The following is a 17,850-nucleotide window of genomic DNA, read 5'->3' on the forward strand; positions in this document are numbered from 1 at the left end:
TAGTATCTCCTCGTAATCCGAGCGGAAATGATGCTGCGGAGTCGGTTAGGTACTCCCCGTTCGGGCTGAGGAGGCCGAAGGCCGTCTCGAAGCCTTGCTGAGTTAAGGAAAGACTTCAAGACCTGAATACTCAAACTGTCATTCCTGTCTTCGCAGGATGACGTACGGTGGTAAATAAAAAAGTGTAGTCTAGCTAGCCTATTAGCTGTATTCGTTATTTCGAGATATATATGATGAAACCAAGAACTTTTCAAGAGATTATTCTGACTTTGCAACAATTTTGGGCATCCCAAGGTTGTGTCATACTGCAGCCACTCGACATAGAAGTGGGGGCGGGGACGTTTCATCCTGCTACTTTTTTACGTGCGATAGGTCCAGAGCCTTGGTCAGCAGCTTATGTTCAGCCTTCAAGGCGGCCGACCGATGGGCGTTACGGTGAAAATCCAAATCGCGTACAGCATTATTATCAGTTTCAAGTGGTATTAAAACCGTCACCGTTGGATATTCAAGAAAAATATCTTGATTCTCTGCGTGCCTTGGGTGTAGATCCTTTGGCAGATGATATCCGTTTTGTCGAGGATAATTGGGAATCACCCACATTAGGCGCTTGGGGTTTAGGATGGGAAGTTTGGCAAAATGGTATGGAAGTTTCGCAATTCACTTATTTTCAGCAAGTCGGAGGCTTGGTTTGCAAACCGGTTACCGGTGAATTGACTTATGGACTTGAGCGAATTGCTATGTATGTTCTAGGCGTAGACAATTTATTCGATTTACCTTGGGCTAAAACGGCTCATGGTCTAGTGACCTATGGTGATGTTTTTCACCAAAATGAAGTAGAAATGTCAACTTATAATTTTGAACATGCGAATGTGGATGTTTTGTTCCAGCAGTTTGATTATTATGAAAGTGAAGCACAGAAATTAGTTGCTTTGAATCTTCCGTTGCCGGCTTATGAAATGGTGATGAAAGCTTCCCATGCATTTAACTTGTTGGATGCGAGACGAGCTATTTCTGTTACTGAACGACAACGTTTTATTTTGAGAGTGCGCCATTTATCCAGAGCGGTAGCGCAAGCTTACTACGATGCGCGCGAAGCGCTAGGTTTTCCAATGCAGAAGGTGTGTGATGGCGAATGATTTTTTGTTTGAATTAGGTTGCGAAGAGCTTCCTTCAGCGGCTGTTTGGCCCTTGGCAGATAGCTTAGCAGCTAATTTAGCTGCGGCCCTCGAAAAAGCACAAATTACTTATGGGGAAGTACGTCGCTTTGCCACACCAAGACGGATGGCTATTTTTATTGCTGATCTTCAAGATGAACAGCCAAGTCAAATTGTTTCACGTCGCGGTCCTGCACTTGTTGCAGCTTATAATGCTGAGGGTCAAGCCACGCCTGCTTTGCTCGGGTTTGCCAAATCTTGTGGTGTTGCTGTCAGTGATTTAACCATCAATAAAACCGATAAAGGTGAATGGTTAGTTCATGAGTCTAAAACTCAAGGCGCAAAGACTAAGGATTTATTGCCAGCCATGATTAACCAAGCCTTAGCGAATTTACCGATTGCTAAACCCATGCGCTGGGGGAATGGCGATGCTGAATTTGCACGTCCAGTCCACTGGGCGGTTTTATTATTTGCTAATCAAGTGATCTCTTGTGAGATTTTAGGGGTCAAGACGGGTGCTGATAGTTTTGGACATCGATTTCACCATCCTCAAGCAATAAAAATTGATCAAGCAAAAAATTATGAAACACTTTTGCGCGACGCCTTTGTTATTGCTGATTTTAGCCAGCGACGCGATGCAATCCTTACTCAAGTTAAGCAGCTTGCTGCAGCCCATGGGGCAGAAGCGGTGATGCCTGATGATTTGGTGGATGAAGTAACTTCCATTGTTGAATGGCCACAAGCATTGATTGCTAGTTTTGAAAAAGAATTTCTAGATGTTCCGCCTGAGGCGCTAATCGCTTCCATGCAAGCCCATCAAAAATGTTTTGCTTTGCGTAATGCTGCAGGGCAATTATTACCGCATTTTATTACGGTAGCGAATATAGCGAGTTCAAATCCGCCGCAAGTGATTGCAGGTAATGAGAAAGTCATGCGTGCTCGTTTAAGTGATGCTGCTTTTTTCTTCCGCCAAGATAAAAAACAGCCTTTAAGCCATCATATTCCCGCCACAGAAAAAGTCGTGTTCCAAGCCCAATTGGGTAGTTTGCAAGACAAAGCAAAACGAGTTAAAGCGCTAATGGAATTTTTAGCGCCCTCTTTGCAGTTGGATAAGCAACAAGCCGGTCGAGCTGCTGAGCTTAGTAAATGTGATTTAATGACGGGAATGGTTGGCGAGTTCCCCGAATTACAAGGATTAATGGGCTACTATTATGCGAAGCATGATGGTGAAGCGGATAGCGTAGCCTTGGCTTTGAGCGAGCAATACATGCCGCGGTTTGCTGGTGACCAATTGCCGAGCTCGAAACTCGGACTTGCCTTATCGCTTGCTGAGCGGATTGATACCTTGGTCGGTATTTTTGCTATTGGTCAAAAACCTTCTGGTGTTAAAGATCCCTTTAAGCTACGACGCCATGCTTTAGCAGTGGTGCGCATGTTAATTGATACGCCTACGCGCCTTGAATTAACGGGGTTAATCGCTAAAGCTTTTGCTGTTTATGGCAATACCCTTGTGGCTGCCAAGCCGCTAGTGGATGAATTAAAACCGTTTGTTTTAGAGCGCTTGCAATCGCATTATCAGGGTTTAGGTCTATCTACAGATCTTATCTTGGCTGCCCGCGCACGACAGGATGATTGGTTATATGATTTAGATAAACGAATTCATGCCCTGGCCAACTTTGTACAAATGTCAGAAGCTGCCGTATTATCCGCAGCTTGCAAGCGGGTAAATAACCTATTGCAACAAGCAGATACTGAAATAAAAATAATAGGTATCGATGAAAGTTTGCTGGAAGAAGGCGCTGAAAAAGCACTTTTTGCTCATCTAAAAGCCGTAGAAGAATGGGTTAAGCCGCTTTATGACAGTGAGGACTATGGTAAAATCCTCACTCAGCTAGCGAGTTTACGAGAGCCTGTGGATGCGTTTTTTGAACATGTAATGGTTATGGTCGATAATCAAGCCGTTAAACGGAATCGCCTAAATTTATTAACTCGTTTACAAAACTTATTGCAGGGTGTTGCTGATATTTCCTTATTGCAATTAAACCTATGAACAAAGTAGTGCTCTTAGATCGAGACGGTGTCATTAATAAGGACTCATTACATTATATTAAGTCCCCGGAAGAATTTATTCCTATCCCTGGCAGCATTGAAGCCATTGCCCGATTGACTGCAGCAGGTTACCGCATCGGAATTGCAACCAATCAGTCTGGTGTTACCAGAGGTTATTATGATGAAGCGAAACTTGCAGCGATTCATCGCAAAATGCTTAGTCTAGTCCATGAAGCAGGAGGCGAGATTGAAGCGATTGAATATTGTATCCATATGCCCGATGAGGGCTGCTCTTGCCGTAAACCGCAACCAGGAATGCTTTTTGCGCTAGAAGAACGATTAAATTGTTCTTTAACGGGTGTTCCTTTTATTGGAGATAGGGTATCGGATATCCAAGCTGCAGAGGCAGCAGGTGCAACCCCGATGATGATTCTTTCTCCTATGACCGATCGAGTAGGCTTACAGGCTTATCGCCATGTACCTGTTTTTGATTCACTTGCAGGTTGTGTTGATTACCTATTGACTCAAAAATGATAGAACAATTAGCGATAGGTTATGAGACGGAAGAACTCCTTGAGCAAGCAAAGCAGTTGCAGCAGCAATTGCAGCTCGAGATTGATAATCAGGCTCCACAACAATTACTGTTGACCAGCGATAGACTAGTCTTAAAAATAGGCGAGTTCTCCGCTTTATATGCTGATTTTTCTAGCAAAACCTGGCAAAAACGCCGAGATGCTGGCAAAAAACAAGGGCTTGTTCGTGCTTGTAAACCTGGACCTGGTGTGCGAATCATCGACACCACCGCAGGTTGGGGGCGAGATGCGGCTGTTCTGGCTAGTTTTGGCGCGGAAGTCCTCATGTTAGAACGGCAACCGCTAATGGCGGTTTTGCTTAAAGATGCTTTAGAGCACCAGGATGAGCATTCAAAAAAAATTTTAAATCTGAAGCTTTGCTCGATTGATGCAGCCAGTTATTTAGAAACCTTAGACCAGGTAGATTACCCTGATGTGATTTATATCGACCCCATGCATCCTCAAAGGCAAAAAGCAGCCTTAGTCAAGAAAGATCTGCAAGTTTTGCAACAACTCATTGGCCCCGATCTTGATACGCTTCCTTTGTTAGAGCTTGCGATGACTAAGGTGTTGAAGAGAGTCGTCGTAAAATGGCCGCAACAGTTATCACCTCTTTTGCCCCCCACATCGACTGTTCCTGGAAAAACAGTAAGGTTTGATATTTACAATAGATGCTAGATTAACGCCAGTTATGGAAAAAAAGATTAGCAATCCAGTCGTTACCTATTACCGTTCCCCCTGAGGAGCCGCAAAAGCGGCGTCTCGAAGGGTGTTAGAGCACAAATCCTTCGAGACGGGCTAAAGCCCTTCTCAGGACGAATGGTTCATGAACTTAGAGGTGCTCTTACCGTTCCCCCTGAGGAGCCGCAAAAGCGGCGTCTCGAAGGGTGTTAGAGCACAAATCCTTCGAGACGGGCTAAAGCCCTCCTCAGGACGATCAGTTCATGAACTTAGAGGTATTCTTACCCATAACTGTGTTTTATTCCATTTTGGGAAATGGGAATTCCAAAGATTCTCTGTTTTTTATTTATCCAAAATAGTAAAATTTTTTTCTTTTTTTAATGAATCAGAATTATGAAAGACAACTATCCAGAGAAAGTAGCTGTTGAAGAAGAAATTCAACAAGCTAGTGTCGAATTATCTGAAGAAGTTTGGATAGCTATTTTAGCAAAGCTTGACCCCGAATCACTGCAAGACAGCGTGCAATGGGTAAGTAAAATGTTTCATCGTCTTGCGAATGATAGTTACATTTGGAAACGCTTATTTCTAATGTTTTTTCCCGACGAGGTACCCGAGCCTTTCCCTGATGATTTCAATTGGCAAAGTGAGTTTCATTATCTTTATAAGAAAGAATATGGCGCTTTAAAACCGGAAGTACGCAAGTTAATTTTTTCAATTATCACAGGCGCCACAGAAGAAGCTTGCAAATCAGTGGTTTCTCTTGAAGACTTACAGGCGGAGCATTTTATCTTAATTAGAATGGCAACACGATTTGATCGGCAAGTTGTTTTAAGACATTTCCATTCTTCACTTAGACAACAACTTGAACTGCAAGAAGAGGGGCAATTACCACTAGGCTGGGCAGTATTGTTTAATCAAAAAGAAGTTGTTCATGCTATCTTGGGGGAGCAACCCCAGCTAATTAATGACTACAAGTTGGAAGAGAAAACAATCACTCAGCTTGCTGCAGAGGTAGGTCATTTAGATTTATTAGAAGAATTTCTCAATCAACCAGGCAATAAACTAAATACAGAAAAGATTTGGGAACTCTACCATTGTATTGCTCGGTCTAAGCAGCTAGCACTATTCGAACGGTTTAGGGATTTTATCGAAAATAATGCACGATTTGCACAGATGACTAAACCAGATACTAGTTACCTCGCAGGCTTATATGGTGCTATTACCATTTTCAAAGCAGCAATTATACCTTTACATCAAGAAAAGGTTGATTGGGAGCGGGAGTTAAATCAACTTCCTCCTGAGCTTTATTTTTCAACTGGGAATACAGTAGATTTCGCTGCGGTGCAGCAGAGAATACAGGAACTAGCTCAGAAATTCGTAGACTTAGATCCTCGTTTATTTCAGGAGTTTTTAGGCATATCACTTGGCTTAGTTTATAAGCGACGAGAAGCTATTTTAAAACTAGCAAAGATAACCAATGACGATAAACTGAAACATTTGATTATTCCATCGGCTACCGAAATGCTGCGAGATGGCTTTAAGATGTCAATAGAATCAGCCTTGAGTGCTGCATCACGCCATGGCCATATCAATATTATAAGATATGCTTTGGATAATAAATTATTTAATATTAATGAGTTATTATTGGGTAGCAAAGAAGATTGTCTTTTATTACACGCAGCTATGTTTAACCAACAGAAACTAGTTCGGTTTTTATTAGATCGTAACGCTAATCTTGAGCTAACACTTGCTGCACTCATCAAATTAAGAGAAAACCCATTAGAACATGATGCAGACATCAAGTCAGGAGAAAGCTCATTAAAACCCAAGGATTTTTCTGAACTAATAGACTTATTTTTAGTGGTTCTTGAAGAAAGAAAAGAACCACTCACCTGTTTTAGATTAATAGACGTCGTTGTTAAGCACAATAAAATTGATCTACTCAAGCACTTGTTTTCTGTAGATCCGGGAGTTATCAATCTCGTCGATAAATCAAATCGTACAGCGCTTTATTCAGCTATTTTAGCCCAAAGTGAGGAGTGTATAAGCTTTTTATTAGCGAATGGTGCTGAAGCCAATGCAGAGATTTTATATGCTGCTATTAGGGTCAACGATATCCCATTAGTGCAAGATTTATTAGCGCGTGCAGGGGAGGATGTATCAGCTCTGGTTAATGCAGTTTATCTTAGAGTACTTACCAAGTCCTGTTTGCCGCGCTTTCAATTGGTTAGATACATGGACCAACTCGATCCAATTATAGATTCATTAAAAAATCCAGAGATGCAAAAACTTTTACTTCCCTATATCGATAAAGAAAAAGCGATCTGTGATATTTTGGCAGAACGGAGCGAACAGGATTTCGAGCAAAGGAGTACTTTAATTAGGCTTAGAAATATAATCGATTTGAATGATAGGCTGCTGGACTTTCCTCCAATTGATAAGAAAAAGCTATTAGCTTTCGTTGAAACAGAGCCAAAGCAAAATACAAATACAATTAGAACCGAGCTACAATACGAAATTAATTCAGGGAAAACCGCGTCTAATAGCGATGATTTAGCAATAGTGGAGCTCCAAGTGAAAGCAATGGGCTACAGAAAAGGTGTGAATGCCGGCAGACGAAAAAGCGCGAATGAAGATTCTTTACCTGCCACTATGAAGTTACCTAGTGAACTAAACAAATTAAAGGTTTATTCGCGATTAGTTGCTGCCTACCGAGATCAGCCAGTAAAAATAAAGAAATTAAGAAGTCAACTGCAAGCTCTTTATTTTGAAGCTTACTTAGAAGGGAAAAGAAATTCATTTGAAGCAAGATCGTCGTCCAAACGAAAGTCTGAACCTAAGCCGCAAGTAGAAAAAAAGGCTAAAAAAAGCAAGCAAACTGCAATTGAACAGAAGCCGGGAGACGAGCAACCCTTAGGTAAGCGAAAAAGAAATTCTGCAGACGAAAAAGAGACTCAAGAAAGGAAAGCCCCTGCATTAGAAAGCGCTCAACCATCCCGTTTGGGAATGTTTGCAAACAAAAAACCAGTTACTGGTAATGACGTGAGTAGAAACAGACCTGCGGTGAGTGCTAGTACAACAAGCGTCAGTAGCTCTGATTCAGAAGAGGGGCAAACAGTCTACTCACCTAGCTTTTTTCTGCGGCCTGAGGACGATTCTCAACGCTCTGCAGAGGTTACTGAAGCTCGAGATCGCTTGCCGCAAGGAGACACTCAAAGTAAAGAGTCTTCTTACCAGCAATAACTTTTTAAAATGAATGAGAATTATGAAAAATAACAATAAATTAAAGGAAAAAGTAACTGTTGAAGAAGAGGTTCAACAAGCAAGCATTGGATTATCTGAAGAAGTTTGGTTAGCTATTTTATCAGAGCTTGATCCCGAGTCACTGATATCTAGCGTGCAATTGGTGAGTAGGCTTTTTCATCGCCTGACGAATGATACTTATATTTGGAAAAACTTATACTATAAATTTTTCCCCGATGAATTACTTGAGCATCCCCCTGTGGGTTTCGATTGGCAAAGCGAGTTTCTCTACCTCTATAAAAAAGAATATGGTGCTTTAAAACCGGAGCTAAGGAAATTAATTTTTCTAATTATCACGGGGGCTACTAAAGAGGCTTGTAAAGCAGTTGTTTCTATCGAAGATTTACAAGCGGCTAATTTTAGCTTAATTAGGACGGCAGTCCAATTTAAGCGGCAAGAGGTTTTAGCTCATTTCCATTCCTTGCTTAGGCAACAACTTGAGCTGAAAGAGGAAGAGGGCTTACCTCTCGCCTGGGCCGTATTGTTTAATCAACAACAGGATGTGCATGCTATTTTAGCGGCGCAACCCGATTTAATTAATTGTAATGCGCTGCAATATTTAACACAGCAGGCTAATGAGAAAGAGAAAGAAGTAGAGGAAGTGAAAACAATCACGATGCTTGCCGCAGAAGCGGGTCATTTGGACTTATTGCAAGCGCTTTTTTCTTATCCAGGAAATGATCTGACTAGGGAAAAACTTCTCGCTCTATGCGATTCTATTGTTCGATTTAAGCAGTTGCCGGTGCTCCTGTGGTTTAAAGATTTTATCGATAGGGATGCACGATTTGTACAGATGGCTAAACCTTATACCAGTTATCTTGCCACTTTGCATGGTGCTAATGCCATCTTCAAAGCATTGATTGATCCTTTATACCAAGACTTGATTTATTGGCAAGAGGAATTAAAAAGGCTCAATTCTCATCCTGTACCTGGTGAGGCTGTCGATCATGATGCGGCGCTGCGGATACTACAACCCTATCTTTCACAATCGGAGCCCGCTCTGCAACAGCAGTTTTATGAGGGGATGCCTACTACATGGTTACAAAAAAACTCCTTAAAAGAAATAAAGCTATTAGGCGATGATGAACTGAAAAAACTGTTTGCTCCATGGGCTTCCGAACTACCACGGAGTGAATTTAATTCACTCATTGAATCAGCACTGCCTGCTGCATGCCAGCATGGTCGTATTATTATCATCAGTTATGTTTTAAATAATGAGTTACATGGGATTAATGAACCAATAAAGGCTGGTAGCGCAGAAACTTTTTTATATTATGCTGCTGCAGCTAAACAACAAAAGCTAGTGCAATTTTTATTAGCCAAGGGTGCAGAGGTCAATGCAGCGCAATTAAAGGCTGCTATTAGTAAAAATGATATTAGGTTAGTACAAGATTTATTAGAGCTTGCAGGCGCTGATGCCCCAAGTCTAGTTAATACTGTCTATCGTGAACTAATGGTGCTCTGCTTATCTCGTTTTTGTATGAGCCTTTTATTGACTAGTCGCTCTGAGTCAATAATTGAGTCATTACAAGATCCACGAATGCAAAAGCTTTTAGTTCCTTACATCGACAAAGAAAAAACGATTTGTACTATTATCGAACAAAGACCAGACCAAGAGAACAGGCTTACTGCAGTCAGGAATTTAATTGATTTTAATGATTGTATGCTACGATTTCCTCGAGTTGATAAAGAAGCCCTTGTGGAGGAACTAAAAACAAGAGAAGAAATACTGGCAGTTGAGTTGCAAATTGAAATTGATTTAGAAAAAGAAAGTCCTAATGAGCGTCTCCCCATTGATGATTTGAAAAGACAAGTTTGGACAATGGGTTTCAGCGCTGGAGTAATTTCTCAAAGAGAAAAAAACGATGGCGGTATCATTCTTAGCTTACCCAAGGAACTCGCAGAGTTAAACGCTTATTCGCGATTAGTGGCTACATTCCAGGATTTAACTCGAATCGATGAATTAAATGCATTCAAAGAGCAATTGCTGGATGTTTATTGTCAAGCTTATTTGGAAGGGAGAGAACAAAAAGCAGATATTCAAGCCGCTGAAGCGCCTCTAGGTAAACGAAAAAGAAATTCTGCAGATGAACAAGAGACTAAAGAGCGAAAAGCACCTGCATTTTCATCGCAAACGGATGAACCATCTCGGGCTCGCATAGGGTTTTTTGCCACCAGAAACAGAAATCTAACAGCCGATATTGAGAATACTAGAACGGAGCACTCGCCTAGCTTCTTTGTGACGCGCCCGTCTGTGGTTATCGATTCTCAACTTTCTAGTGAAGAAACTAATGAAAATCCACAGGCAATGGATCTTGAAGAGCAAAAGTCTTTGCAGGAAGGAAATAATCACAAAATGTAATTTTGTCTATTCTTCGGCAGAAACCCGTCAGCCTGCATTTGCCACATTTTGGCATGATGGCCTTTAATTCAATCAACTCTTCGTGCTTGTGCATCAGTCACTTTTGATTATATTCACAACTGGGAGACCGTGTACCATCATTGCAGTTTGGTAGCCTGTGGATGTATTGCAGCCAACAACAGTGCCATGTTTTGCACAAGAACCTGCTTTAGCATAAGTTTCATTTAACAAGAAAGTCAGCAAGAAAAGAATAAGAATGATTTGACCGATGATATTAATTTTTAAATAAGAATTGAATGGTTTCATTTGCAGAATTCCCTCTCCAAAATGTTAACGTAATAAATATATCATTTTTAGTTAGTCTAGCAATAGCCTAAACTCTCATTTAGTTAGCACAGGGCGGTTTGAAGCAATTAGTTTTTTGCACAATGACTGGTTTTTGCACTGCCAGTTTGCGATTCCACCAGCCCCCACCTAAGGCTTGAAATAAGGCTACCGTATCAACAAATCGATTCGTTTGGTTTTGGACTAGCGTAATAAGGGCTTGTTGATAATTTTGTTCTGCGTTTAGTACTTCAAGGTAACCTACTTCTCCTTCTTTCCATTGTTTCTGAGCAATATAAAGGCTTTTGCGGGTTGCTTCGACTGCTTTTTCGGCTGCTTTTAAATTGAGCGCATCAAATTGAATCGCTTTTAAGGTATTGGCAACCTCTTGAAATGCAGCTAAGACAACAGAGCGATATTGCGCATCAGCTTGTTCAAAAGCGGCAACAGCGGCCCGCTGTCTGTGCTTAAGCAGGCCGGCTGCAAAGATGGTTTGAGCCACGTTTCCAGTGAAAGCATAAAAAAGAGTGTTGGTATTAAATAACATACCCGGGTTTAAGGCTGCTGAACCACTTATCGCCGTTAATAAAATATTAGGAAAACGTTGGGCAATCGCAACGCCAATGAGAGCGCTGGCTGAATGGATTTGGGCTTCGGCTGCGCGAATATCAGGACGTTGCTCTACTAAAGTAGAGGGCAGGCTAAGAGGCAGTTCGCGGGGTAAATGAAGTTTGTTGAGATCAAATTTAATCATCACTTCACTGGGATAGTGTCCGCAAAGTACTGCAATCAAATGATGCTGTTGGGCCAATTGATTTTGTAAAGGGGGTAGGCTAGTTTCTAATTGAGCTAAAGCCGCTTCTTGGGCAGCAACGCCTTGTAAGCCAATTTCCCCGGTATTATGTTGAATGCGCAATAAGCGAAGTTGTTTTTTTCCAATGGTAATACTGCGCAGAATCGCTTGAATTTGTGCATGTAACGACGCTTCTTGGATGGCTGCCATCACAATATTAGAAGTGATGGTTAAGGCTAGCGCTTCTCGCTGAAAAACCGCCGTTGCGACTTGAGCTTCCAGGGATTCTACCTGTCGGCGATTTAAACCAAATACATCCGGTGAGTAAGAAAGAGTCAATTGTGGCGTAATTAGGGTATAAAAAAGTGAATTAGTGGAGACGACTGGTGTTAAGGTGTGCGCTGTTTCTTGGCGGGTTACGTTAAAATTCCCATCCAACCGGGGCCAATAGAAAGCACGTTGTGCTAAAGCCGTTTCTTGAGCGATTTTTAATCCCGCATCAGCGGCTTTGATATCAGGGTTAACGCGCAGTGCTTCCTGAATCAGTTGATTAAGCGTCTCAGAATGGAAAATTGCCCACCATTCCGCAGGGATATCTTTGCCAGTAACAAACGACTGACTTTTTCCCGCCTTAGTTAGTGTTGATGCCGTTTGTGCCGGTATTGGTTCACTCGTATAGCGAGTGACAGTAGGTGGAGGAGGCCGCAGAAAATCAGGCCCGCATCCACTGAGTAAGCTTGCTGTGATAGTTAGTAAGAAAAATATCGATGTGGCTAAACCGGGCTTATTCTTTTTTACTTGCTTAGTGTTAATCATCGTTTTTCCTTAGCTGCTTTTTTTGCTTTGCGCGCAAGGAATCGTTCTTCGCTTAAATAATATAAGGCGGGTAATAAAACTAAGGTCAATGCGGTTGCGGTAATTAAACCACCGACAATAACAGTCGCTAAAGGACGTTGTACATCACTTCCTAGACCGTGAGCCGAAGCGGCTGGAATCATACCCACTGCTGCTACGGTCGCGGTCATTAACACTGGCCGCATACGCTCTTTAGCACCATGGATGACAGCTTCTTTTAAACTACCGATTTCAGGCTGCCGTTGCCAGCGATTAAGATTGGAAATCATTATAATGGCATTTAAAACAGCCACACCAAACAAGGCAATAAAGCCGACTGCACTGGACACATTGAAAGTCATCCCGCGCATAAGAAGAGCAATTAATCCACCAAGCATGGCAAGAGGGACTGCCAAAAGGATTAACCCAGGATGGCGTAAATTTCCAAACTGAGAGAATAAGAGGACAAACATTAAACCAAGTAGCATGGGAATAATAATCGCCAGACGAGCCTGAGCCCTTTGCTGGTTTTCTAATTGCCCGCCCCAAGCTATTTCATAACGGTTATGATCGTATTGTAAGTCCTGGTTAAGCCGTTTTCTTCCTTCCTCAACAAAAGATCCTAAATCGCGTCCACGAAGATTTAAACGAACGGTTAGCTGACGTCTACTCATTTCACGGGTAATGGTCGTTTGTCCTTCAACAAATTTAATTTTGGCTAATTGTGCCAAGGCTACTTGAGCACCATTCGCTGTAGTTAAAAGAAGGTTGCCAATCGCTTGAGGGTTGTTGCGAGTAGAGGGGGGAAATCTTGCAGTGACATCGTAGCTGCGGTCCGCAATATAAATACGCGTTATAGGATTACCACCTATCCCGGTTTGAATGACATCCATGATATCAGAAACATTGATACCTAGACGGGCAATGGCTTGACGATCGACATCAATGCGTAGTTCAGTCATTGGCGGCTCTTGATCGATGATCACGTCTTTGGCCCCGGGTATCGATTTTAAAATTTGCACGGCGTTATTGGCTATCTTGCGTACCCCAATAAGATTATTACCAAAAATTTTTACCACTAAGTCACTATGTGCTCCAGCGACTTTATCCAATACGCCATCAATCATTGGTTGCGAGAACGCGACATGGACCCCTGCTAATTCGACATAGCGTTCAGAAAGATGTTTGATAAGCTCCTGCTTGGTCCAACCTGACTTCCAGGTATTATAGGGATGTAGTGTAATGGCACATTCGATGTGGGAGGGCGTAAATGAATCAGTTCCTTCATCATTGCGACCTACTTGCGAAACGACATGATTCACTTCTGGAAATTCTAAAGTCGCTTTGCGTATTTGATTGGCCATCTCCGTCGCTTTGTCGAGTGAAATTCCAGCAGGTAGAGTAACTCCTAACCATATTGACCCTTCATCCAGATAAGGCAAGAAATCGCGACCGATCGACATCCCTAAAATGGTGACTAGTATAAAAGTGATTGCGAAAAGACTGACAACTAATTTGGTACGACCAATGAGGCGACGTAATAAGGATTCATAACGCGGCATTAACCAAGTGAGAATTCTATTTTTGTATATTTTGACGGGATTATGATAGGACCAATAAGCTAAGCCAGGCACAAGGGTTAGGGCCACTAACAAAGCACCGATTAAGGCAAAACCAACAGCGAAAGCCATGGGTGAAAATAATTTGTACTCGATTTGTTGAAAGGCGAAGAGAACGGAATAAGCAGTGATGATGACAAGAATGCCAAAGAAAATAGGTTGTGTGACTTGCAGGCTGGATTTTAATACATCTTCTTCGGTTAAAACGGCTTCCTCATTTGCTTCTCGGCGGCGCAAAATATTTTCCAAGACCACAATGGCACCATCGACAATAATACCAAAATCAATTGCGCCTAATGAAAGTAGATTGGCGGGGATATTGAAGTTATACATCAGAATAAAAGCAATTAATAATGAGATAGGAATGGTAATCGCAACAATTGCTGCAGCACGAATGCTGCCAAGAAAAAATAGAAGTACCAGCGTAACCAGCGTCATTCCATCAAATAAGGTTTTACCCACCGTATGGACGGTCGCATGAACCAGGTCGCTGCGATTAAGGTAGGGGACAACTTTCACATCTTTGGGTAAGATTTTTTCATTGAGCTCATCTATTGCATCTTGGACGCCTTGCATCACTATCGAGGGGTTTTCCTTTTTAAGTAACTGCACAATGCCTTCAATCACATCAGGGTTATTGTCTTTTCCGACAATTCCTCGGCGCTGTTTATTACCCAAAGTAATTGTGCCGAGATCTTTGAGAAAAATAGGTACGCCATTATTTTGCGCAATTTGGATATTGGCGAAATCTTTAAGGCTGCGAATTAAACCAACTCCTCTTACGACAATGCCTTGCTCACCACGAACCATGATACTTCCGCCGGCATTGGCATTGTTGTTATTGATGGTTTGAATGATTTGCCCGAGTGAAAGGTTATATTTTGATAATTTGAGAGGGTCAAATTCCAGCAAGAATTGCGTGGTAACTCCACCAAAATTGGTGACATCTGTCACTCCTGGCACTTGTTTGAGCTTGGGAATGACTTTCCAGAATTGGAGTTCTGATAATTCACGTAGGGTTCGCGTTTTAGAATCCAAGGTGTAGCGATAGATTTCACCAATCGGCGATGTGAGCGGATCTAGGCCAGGCTGTGCATTATAAGGTAGTGTGACATTATTAATACGCTCCAATAAACGTTGTCGCGACCAATAATCTTCTGAGCCATCCCGAAATACAACAGTAATTAAAGACAGACCAAAGGTACTTCGCGATCGCATTACACTAACCGCGGGTGTTCCCATAATTTCTCGTTCCAAAGGAATGGTAATTTGCTGTTCAACTTCTTCCGCGGCTAGCCCATTAACTTGGGTGATGACCTGTGAAGTGGTTGGTGCAATATCGGGATAGGCTTCGAGTGGAATTTGTTTCCAGCAGTAATAGCCATAAAAGCTAATAAAAATAAAAACAAGAATGACAATGCCGCGACGATGGAAACATTGGGTAACGAAACTTTCAATCATTAAGTATGATTCCCCCTTTAACAACCACACGTTCGCTAGTTTTCAGTCCTGAAAGTACTTCAACTTTCTCGTTAAACTGTGGGCCAAGTTCGAGTAAACGGGGTTCAAATTGCCAAGGGGCCACTTCTACAAAAACAATGCTATCAAATCCTCGTTGGATAATGGTTGTTAAGGGAAGAACGATGCGCTTATGGGGCTGGCTCAGAAAATTCGCTTTACCAAACATATTAGGTTTCAGTAATCCCTGCTTATTGTCAAAGAGCATACGTACACTGACTGTGCGCGTGTCGGGATTGAGCAAAGCACCAAGATATTGGATCTTGGAGCGAAAATGTTGCGGATAAGCATCCAAAATGACATTAACATCTTGTCCTACATAAAGATGTCGCAGATCTTTTTCTTGCGCACTGGCTTTGACATAAACTGTCGATAAATCAGCCACGGTCATGATCGGTGCTGTGATATCGTTCCAAAAACCTCCTATCGCTGCATTGAGATCAACGACACGGCCAGCGAGGGGTGAGCGGACAATTAACTTATTTTCTTTGATATCCATATTTTCTACGTTGAGCGCTTTTAAGCGAGCATTAGCTCGTTCAAGCTCGGAGATTGCTTGGATATTATCACTTTGCGCCTGTTGTAGATCGCGTCGCGCGTTGATATTGGAGGCGCTAAGCCTTTGTTGACGTTTTAAATTGGCTTGGGTAAAAGTTAAGCTGGCTTGTGCTCGAGCAACATCACTGAGGGCTTGTGCGAGATCTGGAGAATCAAGTGTAAATAAAATATCCCCTGCTTTGACGGGGTCACCTAGGCGTTTATTGAGAGTCGTAATTCGTCCTGTGAGAGGCGGCAATACTTTAACCAAAGTTGCTGGATCTGCTTCTACAATAGCTGGAAGAGTAAAAGGAGAAATAACTAATTGCTCTACTACCGGTTTAACAACAATAAATTGTCGTAGGGGCGAGTGCTCAGGAATAACTAAGCGTCCACCGACATGGAGTAAAGGAGGTGTTTGTTCAACTGGCTTATTTTTTTTACTGTAAAGAGTAAGGACTAACCAGAAAACAAGCATTGCAATGATTAGAGCTAACAGGCCCCAAAAAATGCGCTTGAAAATTAAGGATTTGGGTATCAAGTAGATCTACTCCTTAGATCCTGGTTAAGAACTAATTTTATCTGGATTATTTAAGATAAATCAAACTCATCCGCGTAATTTTTTTTTACAAGCTTAGCGCTTTGCAGATTAACGACAATAGGAAATATGCTGAACTTAGGTCAGTCGATGAAGCTTCATCCGAATTTTATATAAGGATTGTTGTCGAGCAAGCTCGCAGATTCACCCTGGGAGATCCAACGAGAGTCGTAATTGTATTGGTGAGAATGAGTGATAAACCATATCCAACACCGTGAAGAGGCAAAATTTTATATTTTTCGCAAATGAGTGGTAATTGAATTCTCGGTGGCTTGCAACCGAGAATTCAATTTGTATAAGAAGGGCGCAGATTAGACTAAAACAAAATTGTCCTCTTCTTCAGGTCTGTCCTCGTTATTGTCATTTGTCAGACTAGCGTTATTAGCCTGAGGCGCAGAAGCCACAGGCGTTTTTGAGACGTTCCAAAAACGGGCAAAGCCCCAAGTTGAACTTGTTGAAATAGTTGGTTCAGGGGTTTCTTCCGGTTGTTTCGCTTCTTTTTCTTCTTCTTCTTGTCCTGTCAAATACCTATAAGTAGGTCGAAGAAATAAGTCACCAAACTGATACGGTTTTTGTTCTTTCACAACAGGAGTCGAAGCACTAGGGCTAACCTCACTCTGCTCTTCTCCTTGAGTTAAATAATTAAAGAAATCCCTGAGAAACCAATCGCCAAACTGATAAGATTCTTCTGAAGGTTGTTTTAACTTTAGAACAGGAAGTGCAGAATTAACTGTATCAATAGAGACTTTAATCAATGCTAGAAGGTCTTCAACGCGCTTAATTTCTTCGGGAGTTAATTTACCTGGATGTTTGGGAGGCAAAATCTTGTTGTGCTTAAGAATTGCCCCTGCAAGCATCTCATAACGAGGCCCTCGTTGAATGATTTGAATAAGTATACTAGCTAAATCCTGTTGTTGAGCCCCGTTTTTCGGGTCGGCAAGATAGCTTTCAACCTCTTTGAAAGCTTCAGAATTCACGAGTACTTCTTGGAGGTATTTTTGATAAAATTCTGAATAAATAGGGTAAATAGTAAAAAATAATTTGATTAACTGAATTCTTTGTTCACGTAATCTTGGTAATTCGCTTGGTTTAAGATCAGTACGAATTGATTCTGTGAGATGTTGATAAATTTTTTGAGAAATTTCTTGTAGCTGAGGAATTAAATCACTTAATTGGGCTAAGATTTTATTGCTTTCGGTTGTTTTGCCCCGTGAAGAAAAATAGTTAGCAAGAACATCTAAGGAATGGCAATAGGTTTTTTCAGTATCAACAAGCTCTTGGATAGGTAGATGTTGAGATAAATCGCGATGAGGCGGCTCTTCTGAAGCGGATTGTTCAACAACTGAAGGCTCATTTATACTTTGAGAGGGGGATACTGAACTGTCTAATTCTTTTTCTTTTTCTTTTTCTTTTTCGACCATTTCTTTTATTTGCTTGTCTGATAACATCAATACTCCAAAAATCAAATAGTAAATAATTTGACCATTCTACTAGCAAAAAATTAAG

11 protein-coding genes are annotated in these 17,850 nt (G+C 41.6%); 6 read left to right on the forward strand and 5 right to left on the reverse strand.

Going from position 1 to position 17,850, the window contains the following annotated elements:
• The first annotated feature begins 230 nt into the window (after positions 1-230).
• From glyQ to Lnau_RS02215, 6 genes are all read left to right on the forward strand, one after another.
• Complete coding sequence (glyQ, locus tag Lnau_RS02190) at positions 231-1,136, forward strand: glycine--tRNA ligase subunit alpha (protein WP_058503520.1); 906 nt, start codon at positions 231-233, stop codon at positions 1,134-1,136.
• Positions 1,126-3,204 (forward strand): glycine--tRNA ligase subunit beta, encoded by a 2,079-nt coding sequence (gene glyS, locus Lnau_RS02195; protein WP_058503521.1) that lies wholly within the window; start codon positions 1,126-1,128, stop codon positions 3,202-3,204. Before glyQ ends, glyS begins: the two co-directional genes overlap by 11 nt.
• A complete protein-coding gene (gene gmhB, locus Lnau_RS02200; RefSeq protein ID WP_058503522.1) occupies positions 3,201-3,737 on the forward strand; it encodes a D-glycero-beta-D-manno-heptose 1,7-bisphosphate 7-phosphatase in 537 nt (178 codons plus the stop codon). Before glyS ends, gmhB begins: the two co-directional genes overlap by 4 nt.
• Entirely contained in the window at positions 3,734-4,453 is a 720-nt protein-coding gene (locus tag Lnau_RS02205; RefSeq protein WP_058503523.1) for a class I SAM-dependent methyltransferase, read from the forward strand. The genes gmhB and Lnau_RS02205 overlap by 4 nt, the downstream gene beginning before the upstream one ends.
• 396 nt (positions 4,454-4,849) lie before the next feature.
• Positions 4,850-7,699, forward strand: coding sequence for an ankyrin repeat domain-containing F-box protein (locus Lnau_RS02210; protein ID WP_058503524.1), 2,850 nt, complete (start codon positions 4,850-4,852; stop codon positions 7,697-7,699).
• A 22-nt stretch (positions 7,700-7,721) separates the two neighbouring features.
• Positions 7,722-10,121, forward strand: coding sequence for an F-box-like domain-containing protein (locus Lnau_RS02215; protein WP_058503525.1), 2,400 nt, complete (start codon positions 7,722-7,724; stop codon positions 10,119-10,121).
• A 93-nt stretch (positions 10,122-10,214) separates the two neighbouring features.
• On the opposite strand, the gene Lnau_RS02220 is transcribed toward Lnau_RS02215, so the two are convergent.
• The 5 genes from Lnau_RS02220 to Lnau_RS02240 all read right to left on the reverse strand — a co-directional run bounded on the left by Lnau_RS02220 (position 10,215) and on the right by Lnau_RS02240 (position 17,792).
• Positions 10,215-10,427 carry a hypothetical protein gene (locus Lnau_RS02220; protein ID WP_058503526.1) on the reverse strand — a complete coding sequence of 71 codons (213 nt, stop codon included), beginning with the start codon at positions 10,425-10,427 and terminating at the stop codon, positions 10,215-10,217.
• A 79-nt stretch (positions 10,428-10,506) separates the two neighbouring features.
• Complete coding sequence (locus Lnau_RS02225) at positions 10,507-12,054, reverse strand: efflux transporter outer membrane subunit (protein ID WP_058503527.1); 1,548 nt, start codon at positions 12,052-12,054, stop codon at positions 10,507-10,509.
• Complete coding sequence (locus tag Lnau_RS02230) at positions 12,051-15,152, reverse strand: efflux RND transporter permease subunit (protein ID WP_058503528.1); 3,102 nt, start codon at positions 15,150-15,152, stop codon at positions 12,051-12,053. Before Lnau_RS02230 ends, Lnau_RS02225 begins: the two co-directional genes overlap by 4 nt.
• On the reverse strand, positions 15,145-16,287 hold the full coding sequence (locus tag Lnau_RS02235) for an efflux RND transporter periplasmic adaptor subunit (RefSeq protein ID WP_058503529.1): 1,143 nt from the start codon (positions 16,285-16,287) through the stop codon (positions 15,145-15,147). The genes Lnau_RS02230 and Lnau_RS02235 overlap by 8 nt, the downstream gene beginning before the upstream one ends.
• Before the next feature lie 368 nt (positions 16,288-16,655).
• Positions 16,656-17,792, reverse strand: coding sequence for a RhoGEF domain-containing protein (locus tag Lnau_RS02240; RefSeq protein WP_058503530.1), 1,137 nt, complete (start codon positions 17,790-17,792; stop codon positions 16,656-16,658).
• Between the last annotated feature and the right edge of the window lie 58 nt (positions 17,793-17,850).

Origin of the sequence: Legionella nautarum (assembly GCF_001467895.1) — a bacterium.
Lineage (GTDB): Bacteria > Pseudomonadota > Gammaproteobacteria > Legionellales > Legionellaceae > Tatlockia > Tatlockia nautarum.